The organism is Nocardia brevicatena NBRC 12119, assembly GCF_000308495.1.
Lineage (GTDB): Bacteria > Actinomycetota > Actinomycetes > Mycobacteriales > Mycobacteriaceae > Nocardia > Nocardia brevicatena.
Genome location: NZ_BAFU01000032.1, coordinates 49,742 through 64,429 on the forward strand (window position 1 = coordinate 49,742; position 14,688 = coordinate 64,429).

Sequence of the window (14,688 nt, forward strand, 5' to 3'; positions counted from 1 at the left end):
CTCTCCCTCCCATCTTTGGGAAGGATCGACAATAGGGAGGTCCGTGGTGGGAAAGGATTGATCGAGCATGCCGGATAGGCTGGAAATCGACCCCGCGGTGCTACGCCAGCTGGAGCAACGGCACCGCCAAGTGGCGCAGGAAACTCGGGAGTGGGCGCAGCCTCCGACCGACTGGCTCAGGGACTTCGAACCCACCTACGGCAAGATCGCTCGCCCGGTGAAGAGGGCGCTCGAACGGTACTATAAGGCACGCCAAGAAGCCGGTGAAGCACTCGCCCTAGAACACGAACGGACCGCCGATTCACTGCGCGCCTCCGCAGATTCCTATGAGCGGACCGATGCCGAGAGCGCGGCGAGTATCAACCGGCATGGTGACGAATTCTACGATTCGCCCGGCAGCAGCGCACCGAGCTCACCGACCGCCACATCTCCTGTCGGGGAGCCGGTGGCAGGGCCGGTAACAGGGCCGGGGGCAGGAACGAGCGGTTCACCCTCCAACGGGGTCGTCGGATCCGTGCCCGGCGGCACCATGCCGGGAGCGGGAGCCGCCGGGTCCGAGGGCGCATCCGCCCCGTCCTCTCCGGGCTCCGTGACTCCGTCGATTCCCTCGATGCCGCCAACGGACACCACTGCCGGCACGAATGGGTCGGCTTCACCCGCGGCCGCTTCTGCCGGGCCGGCGGCACCGGCCGGCGGTATCCCGCCGTCCACGGTGGGCGGGTTGCCGGTCGGCGCGATGGGTTCTCCCAGCGGTGGTCCCGGATACCTCGACGATCGACAGGTCGGTCAACCCCCGATCGATCCCGGCGCGAACGGAACGCCGATGCCGGTGGCTCCGACACCGTTCGGCGCCGCGGTCGAGTCCGCCAAGGACAAGGCAGCCGCACCCGATTACATCGTCGGTGAGGAAGTGAACGAGGACTTGGTGATCGCCCGCACCCTGTTGGGAGCGGTGTTGGCAGCGGTGGAGCCGACCGTCGGCATGACCTGGGCGGTCTCCGTGATGCGCGGCCCGGCCGGTGCCGGTGTCTTCATCACCTCGAACGAGGGCCGCGGCTGGCTTCCCGCCGGCCTGTACCTGCCACGCGAGGTATCGACACCCTGGATGTGGGACGAACTGCTGCGCACCGAGGACAGCTCCGGGTCGCCGTGGGAAGGTGTTTCCGACCCGGCCCGTATTCTGGTGGAATTCGGCTTGGCCTGGGGCACCAAGGCCAATGCCCAACTGTCGGCGCTGGTGTCGTCCGGCCAGATCGACCCTGGCCTGCGGGTGCATCTCAACGATGTCGCCATGGAGGGTATGGTCGGTCCCTCCTACGACGTCGATCTCCGAGTGTTCACCCCCGATACCGTCGACCGTCTCGGCCTCACCGGCTCGGTACCGGCTCTGGAGAGCGTCGCGGCGACCCCGGACACCCGGGTCCGGGCCCGCTGTCTCGAACTCGCGGTGGATGCGCAGGCCCAGCTCATCCGGTCGGTGGCCGCTCCGCCGGAAAGCGGCGGGGTGCGCGCGATCCGGGACCGTATTCTGGCGTGGCTCCAATCCGGGAGCGACGTTCCCCGAGAATGGTGGGACGAATTGCGAGACGCCGATGATCTGCTCGCGGTGACCATGATCTCGCGGCGTGTCGACGTGGGTCGGGTCGGTTTGGGCGAATTGCGTGTCGACGACGAGGCCTCGGTCATGCGCGCCCTGGCATGGGAGCGCCGCTGTAACGAGCTGGTCATGTTGTTGGACCAAGAGGAGGAGAGCAGGCAGATGCTGCGTGACGCGGTATACGCGCACGAGCAGGTGGTGCAACATCCGTCCTTCGTTGCGGCGCCGGCACCGGTATCCACTGTCGAAGGCGAGCGGGTCGAGCGTCCGGCGGCGACTTCAGGTGCCGTTTCCGCACCCGAGCAGCGGACGGAGGCGGCTGCCGGGCCGACCGGTGTGTCCGTGCCGAGCGGCACGGTATCGCCGCCTCCCGTGGTAACGGGTCCGCCCGCCGGGACCATTGGACCGCTGGTATCCCCGCCTCCCGGCGTGGAACGGGGCTGAGGCAGGTGCATCAGGGCAACGGAATCCGATGGGTGACACCCAGCGGAACTCTTATCACCGGTGTAGAGAGGTGATATTCCATGCCCCCGGATGAAGACGAGGACGAACCCCACACCGGCCCCGACAAGCCCACTGACATGAAGTGGGACGATAAGGGTTACCTTACCGAGGACGGTCACGGCAACAGCATCAAATACGGTCATGATGAGCATGGCCTATACCCGGATGGCCCCGGCGAGGGTGACAACACCTACCTGCGCCATGAAATCCGCTCGAACAACGGCGATTACGCGCTGCGGTTCGAGGACGGCGACCTCGTCATCAAGTACGTCGGATCCGATGGGCGCGAGCGGACCCTGTGGAATTCGAAAACCGGTGACGAGAGCTGGGGCGGCGACGTCTCCGGCCTCAAAGTCGGCCCGAACGGTGAATTGATCATCACCCATAGGGACGCCAATCTTCCCTCGGCCGTTCCTTCGTCTACGTACAAACTGACGGAGGGTATCAAGGGTATCGAAGGCGCTACTTTGATACTCAACGACGACGGCAGCCTTGTCATCGTCGATAAAGATGGTGATGTACGTGCACAAATCTCACCACCTGATGACAAGAAGAATCGCCCGCTTCACCTGTACCGTCCGGAGAATATATCCAATGGCCTCAGGGAATTCATCGGTGTCTGTGAGTCGATCATCCTGGATGGATATTACTTGCTCGGAGCGGGCACGCCGAAGTCGATGCCGAATTTCTCGTCGCTACTGAGCAACAAGGGGCTGAAAGATGTCGACAACATAAGCCACCAGTCCGAGTATTACAACGACAATGTCGGTGCTGTCGCGCGTTTGAAAGAAGACATGATAGCCACCAGTGCCAAGGTTTCCGCTGCCGCGAAGGACATGTCTTCGGAAGGGCTCGCAACGAGGAGCTTCGTCAAAGCCGAGGTGAAGGCCCTCAACGAGAAACTGCACGCCGTAGATGATTACGACTCCATCCACCCGAAGGAGGATGAGAAGAAGAAAAAGAAGGAGGAGTACGATTTTCCTCTCGAGTGGGACAAGGAAGCCGGAGAACTACGGATCCAGCCTGCAAAAGAAGATCGGATATTCAAGTGGCTGGACGATACGACCGATAAGATAACCGACAAGATTCAAAAGACATCGAACTGGGCCGAGAAAACCGGTAAGGATGTTCCAGAAGATCCGACCCCCAAGCCGAAGAAGACCCCGGATACCACCAATAAGACTCCTACCGACCAGGGCCCCACCAATCAATTTCCCGTCGACCAGACGAATCCACCCGGAACCGATCCCACCCTGCAACCGAACAACCCCCAGCCGACCAATACCGACTTCGGCAATCCCACGGGTACATCCGGTTCCAAAGACCCGTCGGGCTCCTCGACCAAGGGCGCCGATGCGATCGAGCAACTGCTCGCCCCGATCAGGGAAGCCCTCACCAACAAATCGGCGGCCGGTTCTCCCGGCGCGGGTCCCGCGACGGGTGCTACGGGGTCTCCCGGTGCCGGCGGGGACTTGATGTCGTCCATGATGCTGCCAATGATGTTGCTGCCGATCATCACCCAGATGATGGATAAGCGGAAGCAGGAAACAGAGCGGGACAAAGAGGAACGCGAGCGGGAAGAAGAGGAGCGCGACGAAGAGACCGGTCCCGGCGCACCGGGACCGGGTGCGACCGCCCCCGCACCCTCGCCGGCGCCCGGCCCCGCGCCCGCTGCCGAGCCCGGGGTAACCGCGCCCTCGCCCGAGAGCACGCCTCCTCCACTCACACAGAAATCCATGGTCGACATGAAACTGCCGAACGGCACCTCGCAGCGGGTGTCGTCGGTGGTTGCCGAAGCGGTGAACAGGGAGCTGAACAACCCGAACGGCAGCGACGCCCGGGCCGCGTATCAAGGCACAGCGGGTGAGTCGTCGTCGGCCAGTCCGTGGGTGGCAGTGGAGAACTCCTCGGTGGCACCCGGGGAGAGCTCTCCGGTGAAAACCGGCGATATCGCGCTGTGGGATAACCGGTCCGCGCTGGTGATAATGACCGATTCCGGAATGCAGACCATCATCAACGGACAGATGGTGCCCTTGGACCCGAACAACCCGCCGGATGGCGGGCAGGGCGGATATGGGAATTTCCGTGGTTTCTTCCACCCGACCGGTGCCGATATCACCGATGTGAACCAGATGGCGACCGTGGGCGCACCGCCGCCGGTGAGCACCGCACAGCCGAGCGCACCCGCCACGCCTCCCGCGGTCACACCGCCGCCGAGTGTGGAACTCAGGTGAGCGAATGTCGGGCTATGAGGCGCTCTACTGCGCGTGCGTTCTCGTACGAGTAGTGGAGGCTTCGTAGCCCGTAGAGGTGGTGGTCGGACCGAGGAACCCGGTGCCGGCTGCGGTGGCCCGCCCTCCGGCGCGGGAGTACCGCCTTGCGGCGCACCGGTACCCGCCCGGTCCTGCGGCGCACCGGGCTGTCCCTCCAGAGTGGTCGCCCCGGTCGGTGGTGCGGTGGGGTCGATCGCCGTCGGAGCGGGTCGGCCGGGGGACCTCTTCGCCCTTCTCGCCCTTTTCGGCGTCGCCATCCTTTCTTCTGGGGTCAACAGTTCCGGCAGCATGCTCGCCGGCGGTATGACCCCATCAGAGACAGCATGGGAGCGCCTGTAGCAGCGAGGACAGGACTTCCGCGGCGGCTTCACCGCCCGCACCGCCACCTGTGCCCTGACCATTCGATGACCCCGGGTCGCCGGAGCCTTCGTTGCCGGAATTTCCGGTCAACTGTGCGTAGTCGTCGGCCACCCTGGTGACCTTGTTGTATACCGACTCCACGGTGTTCGCCACGAGGTCCATGAGTTTGGTCTCTAGTGCGGCCTTCTTCGCCGCCTCGAGATTGGTGAGGTTGACATCTTTCAGAGTGCTCTCGAGTTGCTCGACGAGATTGATGATCGAGCGAAGGGTCTCGTCCTGCTCGGCGGCGACCACGATCGAGGTCTCGATGACCTGGTTGTCCATCTGAAGCAGCGAGGTCTGTCGGGCCTGGACCGTGGTGAGGGTTTGTTGATACGCCTTTCCGCTTTCCCTTTACCCAAATTCTGGTGGGTTGTGCTGGTGAGCAGATCGTCCATGTTGGGCGGTGGTTTCGGCATGCCACGACCGAGTAGATCGACCGCGGTCTTCGGCCATCGCGATATAGGAAACCAACGCCGGGGAGCTCCGGAAGGCAGCTTCAGGTCGGCGGTCCAGTACTTTCTGTCATCCCCCTTGTCGCCGAACTCGTCATCGTTCCGAACGGCCCGCACCACTCCTGCGCTGGACTCGTCGCGGGCACTGACCGTTGCGGTGTAGGTGGTCTCACGGCCTGTGTCCTTGTCGCCGACGATATCGGTCGTACCGCCCGACATACGCAGACACCCGCCTTCCCGAAGTTCTCATTCCATTGTGTTGTCTTCCCTGGTATGGGAATAGTGACTCGCCGTTTCCGGGCCGGGCTGTCGCATAGTCGAAAAAGCCCGAGCGGGGGAGCGTTCGCCGGGCCGTTACCAGGTAGGAGCCGGGGGTCGGAGAGGTGGTCGGTGAGATGAGCGATAGCGAGTCGGTCCCATGCCAACTCTGACCGACGATGTGAACAGCGTGTTGAACGACCTGCTCAAACTGTACGGCGACGGTCAACCCTCGGAAGGGGCCGTAGTATCGCTGGCGCAGGCCAACGCCGCCGATGTGAAACTGCAGGCGGGCAGCCTGGTGGCCGGATACGAGAACCTGCAGAACGCGCACAAGAACCTCATCGAAACACAGCACAGCCGTGAAGGCATCGTGCAGAAGGCGGTAGTGGATTCGGGCAGCGGCACGGTGGCCGGCCGGGGGATGCTGAACAACCAGATCGCGGATCTGCAGGCGCGTATCCAGGCCATCACGGCGGTGGCCGATACCCGGTTCAGCGGGCCCGCGCTGCTCGAATCGGCGCATCGGACGATCGCCTCGGCGACCAGACAGGTGAACGCCGACGTGGATGCCGCACGCCAGCAGGCGAACAGGATCATGCCGCCGGTCGCGCCCCTGGCGCGTGCCCCCCGGCAGATCTCGGCGCCTCCGCGCAGGCGTCGGCGCAGGCGTCGACCGCAGCCCATTATGGGACGGTCGCGGCGGCGATTGCGGCCGCCGTCGGACCATACCGCGGGTGGGAGGGCGGTCGGCGCCGCGCATGCCTGGCTCGGCACTCCATATATCTGGGGCGGCGGCGGCGCGGGCGGACCGACCGGAGGCGGTTTCGACTGCTCGGGACTGACGCAGTACGCGATAGCCCAGGCCACCAACGGAGAAGTTGTCCTCCCTCGGACCACATACGAGCAGATCTACGCGGGAGAACGAGTGTCGCCGCGGGAGGTGCAGCCAGGTGACCTGGTGTTCCCGGCCGGTTCGTTCAGTGCACGGGGACCGGAGCACGTTCAGTTGGCGGCAGGCAACGGCATGGTGATCGAGGCACCATATTCCGGTTCGACCGTGAAGTACTCGCCGATGTCGAGCAATGCCGTCGTGGTGCGGGTCTTATAGCGGAGGCGAGAGCGCGGCGGCCGGTGGCTCGCTGTTTCCACCGGCCGCCGCCTATCGGATCGGTCATCAGGATGAGGGGACTGATGACCTGTCGCTAACTATAGCGTTAAGCGACGTACCGTTCAATAGCGGCATCAATCTGAAAGATATCGATCGCGGCGTGGGGGGCGGAGTTCGGGGCGAGGATCGAGTTGCCGGCGAAAGCGGGCTGTCGAGGTGGCGAGACCGAGAACGGCCCGCCGATAACGTATTTCATACGGCGGCTGGTTGCCGGATCGCGGCCGACCAGCCGCCGCCAGAGGAAGGGTCTTCGATGATTAGGTGTTCACCGACCCGAGGTGAACTTACCATCAAACAACGGTTCGTTCAATAAAGGACACTTGTATAGGGGTGTATTTTTCCCGTAGCTTCCCCCTCATCGGGGATGGACTCCGCGATCCGATCGTTCCTCGCTCCACTTATTCGGTGCTCCTTCCCAGCCGCGGGAAACGAGGTGTATGCCGGTCGGTCGGCCGTGGCATATCGTTCATTTCCAGGCGATATCGGCGGAAGGGAAGTCTGAGGTGTCTGCAGCCGAAGACGCGTTCTACACGGGTGTTCAGAGTCTGGGTTTGGTTGCCGGTGGGGTGCGTAACGAGGAACATGCCCGTGCGGCGTTCAGAGCTGCTACGGATCTCGATCCGGATATGTGCGACGCCTGGCTTGGGCGCGCCATGGCGGGGGATATCAGCTCCGAGGTGATCTACGGGGCGTATCGCTCCGTGCACAATCTGTACCGGGATCAGCAACGAGCCGGTTTGGTCGATCGGGCGCTGTGGTGTCAGGTCGAGATCGGGGTGTTCGGACTGCGAGTGGCCATGGCCGACCGCGACCAGATCGCGATCGCACAGGCGTGCTCGTATGCCGAAGCGGGGGAATGGCAGGAGGCGGCGGCGATCCTGGACGAGATCCGTGGCGACGATGTCGCGGACTTCGTGCGGATATCTCTGTTCTACCGCACCAAACGGTGGACCGACGTCATCACGGCGCGCGGCGACAATCCGCGGATCGAGGACGGACTCCTCGATATCGCGGCGGAGCTGATGGCGGCAAGCGCCATGGCGCATCTGGGTCGGTTCGGAGAGGCGTTGCCGCGGGCGCAGCGCATCGTGGAGGACAGCCAGTCCGGCAACCTTTCCTATATCTGGGCCGACGCGCACTATCTGCTCGGCATGATCATGCGGCACAACGGTGAGCACGAGACGGCCGACAAGATCCTCAAGGGCCTCCAGGGTTCAGGGCTGTGGCCGGACCGTCCGGAGTGGCAGCAGGCGGTGCGGGACAAGAACTTCCGGCTCGAGGTCACCACACCGGCGGTTATCGCGTCGCGGATCAATATCTGGGATCCGAAGTCCGGCGACGATCCGGCCGAGGTGGCCGCATCCGCCGCCAAGGCGGAACGCGACGCGCTGCTGGCCGAGGCATCCGAGCTGCTGGAATCGCAGATCGGTATGGACTCGGTGAAAGAGCAGGTCGAGCGGCTCAAGTCGGGTGTTCTCATGGACCAGGTGCGCGCCAAGCGCGGCCTGGCGGTCGACTCCCGGTCCAACCATCTGATCTTCTCCGGACCGCCGGGAACCGGTAAGACCACGATCGCCCGGGTGATCGCGAAGATCTTCGCCGGCCTGGGTGTGGTCGAGAACGCCGAGGTGATCGAGGCCTCGCGCAACGACATGGTCGGCACCCACCTCGGCCACACCGCGCCCAAGACCAACGCGCTGATCGATTCGGCGCTCGGCGGCGTGTTGTTCATCGACGAGGCGTACACGCTGATCCAGGAAGGTCTGTCCGGCGGGGACGCCTTCGGCAAGGAAGCGGTGGACACCCTGCTGGCCCGAATGGAGAACGACCGTAACAAACTGGTCGTGATCATCGCCGGGTACGAAGGGGAGATCGACCGTTTCCTGGCCTCGAACGACGGTCTGGCCTCGCGGTTCACCAAGCGGATCCGCTTCCCCAGCTATGACCCGGACGAACTGGTGCAGATCGCCGACCACATCGCCGGAAAGAAGGATTCCATCCTGTCCGACCAGGCGCGCGAAGTCCTGCGAGACCGCTGCCAGGAGCTGTCGCAGCAGAGCAGGAATGGCCGGCGGCTGATCGACCTGGCCGGTAACGGCCGGTTCGTGCGCAATGTGGTCGAGGCAGCCGAGGCGGAGCGCGATTTCCGGTTCACCCGCGGCAACGTGGATATCGCATCGATGACCAACGAGGAGTTGATGACGGTCGACGCCTTCGATATCAGCGCCGCGCTGGCCGGTTTGGCGCCCACCGTGAAATAGCGGCGCGAGTCACCCGACCGGGCACACCCCCATTGGTGGGAATGTGCTCGGTCGAGTCTATTGTGCCGCAGGCGGTTAGCTTGTGGCAGGTCGGTGGAAGGAAGTAATACCGGTGGCACGCTTCCGGGTGGTGACCAAACACCAGGTTTCGGGTTGGCGGTTTCTGCTGCACCGCATCGAGCACGCGCTGGTGCGTCGAGACGCGTCCATGATCGACGATCCACAGCGCGGCCGGTCCACCGCGCTGATGATCGGCGTCGCGCTGGCGTGTGTCGGGGTCGCGGGGGCGGCTGTGCTGGCATTCTTCAAACCGGCGAAGCCCGTGGGTGATTCGCGGATCGTCGCCGACAAGGACACCGGCGCGTTGTATGTGAAGATCGGCGAGCGACTGCACCCGGCCCTGAATCTGACCTCGGCGCGGCTCATCGTGGGTGCCGCGGAGACTCCGCAGAAGGTCTCGCGGGATGAGATCGGCAACTACCCGCGCGGCCCGTGGGTCGGCATTCCCGGCGCGCCCGGACAGATCGTGGACAGCGATGAACGAGATTCGGATTGGACCGTCTGCGATACCGCCAAAACCGGGGCGGCCGCGCCGGTGGACCCGCAGACAGGTCTTCCGACGCTCAAGTACTCGGCCGTCGACGTCACCGTCATAGGCGGGCCGCTCACCGTGGACAACGACGCGATACGGGAGTTGGCCGGCCGTGAAGCGCGGCTGTTGCGCAGTGACAAGACCACGTGGCTGGTATATCGCGACAGCGCACAGGGCGTGGTGAAGGCCGCGATCAACCTGGCCGACTCGCCGGTCATGTTGGCGCTCGGTATCGACGTCACCACCAAGGTGGTCGCCGTGTCGCAAGGCCTTATCAACGCGATCCCGGAAGTCGCGCCGATTCGGGTACCGGAGGTGCCGGACGCCGGGCAGACCATCTCATTGGGGTCGTCGCAGAATGTGGTGGTCGGTTCGGTCGTCACCGTGGCCTCGCCCGACCGGGGTGCGACCTACTACCTGGTGTCGAAATCGGGGCTGGTGCGCATCAGCTCGGTTCTGGCGGCCATGGTGCGCAACGCCGATTCACATGGTGCCGTCACCACCACCACGCTCACCCCGGATGCCGCCGCCGCGAACCTGCGACCCGGTGATTGGCCCGGGACCGCGACCTATCCGGCCGAACCGGTCGAGATCATCGATCCGATCCAGTCGGGGACCACCTGCTACCACTGGTCCAAAGCGGCCGCTGATCCCGATGCGCATACCCGGCTTCTGGTCGGTAGGCAGCTGCCACTCTCCAAGGAGGAGCAACAGCGCACGGTCAAACTGGTCACCGCGCCGTTGTCGAATGGCGTGACAGCGCACTACGCCTACCTGCCACGGGATACCGGGAAATTCGTGCAGGTAACCGGCTCCGAGAAAGGATCTCCGCTGCGGGAGTCGCTGTTCTGGATATCCGACAGCGGGGTGCGATACGGGATCGCGACCAAACCCGTCCTCATGGCCGGCGGAAACGACCAGACGCTGAGGGCATTGGCGCTCCGTGCGCCGGTTCCCGCGCCGTGGAGCATCGTCTCGTTGTTCGCGGTGGGTCCCACGCTGTCACCCGATGACGCTCGGATCCAGCACGACGGTATTCCACCGAATATGGCGGGCACGCCGTTCCGGCTCGAGGGCTCACCCGGGAAAGGCACCTCATGACCGCGACCCGTCGTTTCGTCCGGCCCGCCCGCATGGTGCGCGGACCCAAGGCGCCGGCCGTCACCGAACTCCGACTACAGCCCCCGACCGAGCTGCCGCGGCCGGTGCCGCCGTCCAAACTCAAAATGATTATGCCGGTCATCATGGTGGCGGCCATGATCGGCATGATGGCCATGATGTTCACCAGCGGCCGGGCGATGTCGCCGATGATGATGTTCTTCCCGCTGATGATGATCGTCTCCATGTTCGGCATGATCGGCGGAGGGCTCGGCGGTGGCGGCGGCTCCAACAGCACTGCGGCCGGGCTGAACGAGGAACGCAAGGACTATCTGCGCAGTATCACCGAGAACCGGAAAACCGTGCACGAGTCCGAGGCCGAACTGTACGAGTATTTGAACTACACCCATCCGGGCCCGCGAGGTCTCGGCCGATTGGTCGGCGGGAAACGTATGTGGGAGGTGCAGGTCGCCAGCCCGCAATATCTGCGGGTGCGGGTGGGGCGCGGACGTATCGCAAACCAGGTTCGGGTGATCGTGCCGGAGGCGGCTCCCACCTCCGATCTGGATCCGGTGGGCGTGGTCGAGTTGACCCGGTTCGCCAAAGCGTACTCCACGGTCGGCGGAATGCCGGTGGCGATCAACCTGCTGTCCGCGCCGCTCGTCGGTTTCGAGGGCGATCCGGACGCCGTGGCCGGCCTGATACGGGCCATGGTCGCCGAAATCGTGGTCCTGCACGGGCCCGACCAGGTGGCCGTCGCCGCGGTACTGGCGGAGCCGGACACGCCACAGTGGTCGTGGTTGAAATGGCTGCCGCACACCCAGCATCCCGAGGACACCGATGCCATCGGCACCGGCCGGATGGTATATCGCAGCGTGGCGGAATTGCGGGCCAAGGCACTGGCCAGGCTGAACCGCGGTCCTTTCTCGGCGAACAGCGAACCCGCGCTGGACAAGAAGCACTACGTGCTGATCGTCGATGTGGGTGGCGCGGCCACCGATCGGGACGTCTCCGGTATCGACGGTTGTACCTGGATACGGCTGGGACAGGCGGAACAGTCGCTGCCGCGGGCGCTGAAGTTCACCGTCACCGAAGACCGAACCTTGAACGAGGTGACCACGCGAGGGCAACGCCTGGTGGGCACCGCCGACACCATGTCGGTCCCGGAGATAACCGCCCTTGCCCGGCACATCTCCCCGTACCGCCTGTCGACGGTGGTGGAGGCGGTGGCGGCCGAACAGGCGAGTGTCGGCACCTCATGGCCGGAGATGGTCGGTATCACCGACCCCGGCAATATTCGGGTCGATCAACAGTGGCCCCGGCGTCGTGATGCCGACCGCAGCCGGTTGAACATCCCGTTCGGGCACGATCCCTCCGGACAGCTCGTATACCTCGATATCAAGGAATCCGCCGAAGAGGGTATGGGTCCGCATGGGATGTGTATCGGCGCCACCGGTTCCGGTAAATCCGAGTTCCTGCGCACCCTGGTGCTCTCCGCGATCGTCACCCACTCACCCGATGTGCTGAACCTGCTGCTGGTCGACTTCAAGGGTGGCGCCACTTTCCTGGGTTTCGACCGGCTGTCCCATGTAACAGCGGTCGTGACCAATATGGAAGAGGAAGCCGATCTGGTCACCCGTATGGAGGACGTGATCAACGGCGAAATGGCCCGCCGGCAGCGGATTCTGCGCGACGCCGGCAATTTCGCCAGTGTCGCGGACTACGAACGGGCCCGTGAGCAGGGTGCGCAGCTGGACCCGCTGCCGACGCTGCTGATCATCCTCGACGAGTTCGCCGAACTGCTCGAACAGCACCCGGGTTTCTCCAAACTCTTCGTCGCCATCGGTCGTCTGGGGCGGTCGCTGCGAATCCATCTGCTGCTGGCTTCGCAGAAGGTCCCGGCGAACCGGATGGGCGAGCTAGAGGCGCATCTGTCGTATCGGATCGCTTTGCGCACCAACCAGACCAGCGACTCGCGTGACGCCATCGGTACGGCCGATGCCTACCACCTGCCCAAGAAGCCCGGAGCGGGATATCTGAGGGTGGGTGCGGGTGACTTGCAGCGGTTCCAGGCCGCCTACGTTGGGGCGCCGTATGTTGCGCCCGCGCAGAACTCCACCGTCAGTGCCCAGCGAGCGCGCAGGCCGGGAGGCGGGTATCGGCCGCCCCAACGATTCACGGCTGCTTTCATACCCGAGGCGCGAGCACCGCAGATCGTCGAACCGGAGCCTCAGGCGCCCGAGACCGACACCGAGGGCGAACCGGTGAGCATCATGGAGACGGTGCTGCAACAGTTCGCGCGGCACGGTCGGCCGGCGCACAAGATGTGGCTGCCGCCTCTGGGCGTGCCACCGACGCTCGATCGTCTGGCTCCGGCGGCGCAGGCCGGAATGCTGCGGATACCCTGGGCGATCATCGACAAACCGCGACAGCAGCGCCAGGATGTGTGGGCGGTGGATTTGTCGGGTGCCGGCGGGCACGTCGCGGTCGTGGGTGGTCCGCAGTCGGGCAAATCAACCGCGCTGCAGTCCCTTATCCTGTCCGCGTCGCTCACCCATACGCCCGAACAGGTGCAGTTCTACTGTCTCGATTTCTCCGGAGGCATGTCCGGCGTGCGCGATCTGCCGCATGTTGGTGCCGTCGCGTCCGCACGCGACGTCGACCGCATCAGACGGACCTTTGCGCTGATCAGGAATCTCCTCGCGGGCAGACAGGCGATGTTCGATACTCTCGGTATCGATACGATGCGGGAGTTCCGGCGCTTGAGGGCGACCCCCGCCGGATCGGCCCAATTGTCGGCGCATGGTGATGTTCATGGTGATGTATTCTTGGTCGTCGACGGCTGGGATATCGGTTTCTCCGTCAATGGCCCGTTTTATGACGAATATATGCCGACGCTGGAGACGGTCGCGGTTCAAGGCCTCAACTACGGCATACACCTGGTGGTCAGCAGCTCCCGTTGGATAGCTATCCGACCGGCCGTAAAAGATATGTTGCAGACCCGATTGGAGATGCGGCTGGGTGACCTGACCGACACCGTGTTCACGGGGCACCGGAGCGTGGTCTCCGCTATCCCACCGAACCGTCCGGGTCGATGCGTATCCGACGAGGCCCTACACATGCTCACAGCATTGCCACGTACCGACGGAAATGGCGACGCCGACACGGCCGGAGCAGGCCTGTCTGCGGCAACCGATCAACTGAACCAGACTTACACCGGACGGCGGGCACCGGAGGTGAGGCTGCTGCCGAGTCAGCTTTCGCTTACTCGCATACTCGAACAGCTACCGGCGCCTACCAATTTGGCGGAGCGGTTGCAGGTGCCCTTCGGTATTCGGGAGTCCGACCTGGGACCGGCAGTCATGGACTTCGGTATTTCGCCGCATATGGTCGTGTTGGGCTCCAGCGGATCCGGGAAGTCGACCATGCTGGCGGCACTGCTGGAATCGATCACGGCTCGTTTCACAGCGAGCGAGGCGCGCGTGCTGCTGGTCGACTACCGGCGCAGGCATATGGATGCCGTACCGGAAGACCAATTGGTCGGCTATCTCACCAGTCCCCGTGACCTCGCCCAAGGGTTGCCGCCGTTCGTGCAGAAGATGAGCAGTCGGCGCCCACCCAATGACGTGACATCGCAACAACTCAAGGACCGATCCTGGTGGAGCGGGCCCGAAATCTTCGTTGTTGTCGACGACTACCATATGGTCGTTCAACGCGGGCAACTCAATCCGTTGGACCCCTTGAAGGAGATCATCCTGGACGGCCGTGATACAGGTCTGCATGTGATCGTGGCACGCAACATTGCTCAGGCCGATTCCGCTATGTACGACAGCGTTCTCGGTCAGATCAAGAACCTCAACTGTTCCGGTGTGATACTCGACGGGTCGAGGATGGACGGTCTGCTCATCGGAGATGTGAAGGCCACCAAGCAGCCGGTGGGTAGAGGGATCTTCGTGGAACCGCTGCGCTCGACGAAGGACCTGGTCCAGGCGGCGTGGAGTCCGGACTGATCCTGCCGTTCCCATCACTCCCAACGATGGGAATGGCTTAGCGTTCTTGGTGTACCGCTCGAATGTGAGT

7 protein-coding genes are annotated in these 14,688 nt (G+C 64.1%); 6 read left to right on the forward strand and 1 reads right to left on the reverse strand.

Annotated features, from left to right (window positions below):
* Nucleotides 1-67: 67 nt before the first annotated feature.
* Nucleotides 68-2,041 carry a type VII secretion target gene (locus tag ON20_RS06695; RefSeq protein ID WP_040834072.1) on the forward strand — a complete coding sequence of 658 codons (1,974 nt, stop codon included), beginning with the start codon at nt 68-70 and terminating at the stop codon, nt 2,039-2,041.
* A gap of 80 nt (nt 2,042-2,121) precedes the next feature.
* Entirely contained in the window at nt 2,122-4,335 is a 2,214-nt protein-coding gene (locus ON20_RS06700; protein WP_040834073.1) for a hypothetical protein, read from the forward strand.
* A gap of 351 nt (nt 4,336-4,686) precedes the next feature.
* Here ON20_RS06700 and ON20_RS06705 read toward each other — a convergent pair whose 3' ends face one another.
* Nucleotides 4,687-5,058 carry a hypothetical protein gene (locus tag ON20_RS06705; RefSeq protein WP_040834074.1) on the reverse strand — a complete coding sequence of 124 codons (372 nt, stop codon included), beginning with the start codon at nt 5,056-5,058 and terminating at the stop codon, nt 4,687-4,689.
* Between the two features lie 588 nt (nt 5,059-5,646).
* Here ON20_RS06705 and ON20_RS06710 point away from each other — a divergent pair.
* The 4 genes from ON20_RS06710 to eccCa all read left to right on the forward strand — a co-directional run bounded on the left by ON20_RS06710 (nt 5,647) and on the right by eccCa (nt 14,618).
* Nucleotides 5,647-6,597, forward strand: a complete 951-nt coding sequence (locus ON20_RS06710) for a C40 family peptidase (RefSeq protein ID WP_040834075.1) — start codon at nt 5,647-5,649, stop codon at nt 6,595-6,597.
* A 563-nt stretch (nt 6,598-7,160) separates the two neighbouring features.
* Nucleotides 7,161-8,918, forward strand: coding sequence for a type VII secretion AAA-ATPase EccA (eccA, locus tag ON20_RS06715; protein ID WP_040834100.1), 1,758 nt, complete (start codon nt 7,161-7,163; stop codon nt 8,916-8,918).
* A gap of 112 nt (nt 8,919-9,030) precedes the next feature.
* Nucleotides 9,031-10,611, forward strand: coding sequence for a type VII secretion protein EccB (gene eccB, locus ON20_RS06720; protein ID WP_051161813.1), 1,581 nt, complete (start codon nt 9,031-9,033; stop codon nt 10,609-10,611).
* Nucleotides 10,608-14,618: a type VII secretion protein EccCa gene (gene eccCa, locus ON20_RS06725; RefSeq protein ID WP_051161815.1), complete on the forward strand. Its 4,011-nt coding sequence runs from the start codon at nt 10,608-10,610 to the stop codon at nt 14,616-14,618. Before eccB ends, eccCa begins: the two co-directional genes overlap by 4 nt.
* Nucleotides 14,619-14,688: the final 70 nt, after the last annotated feature.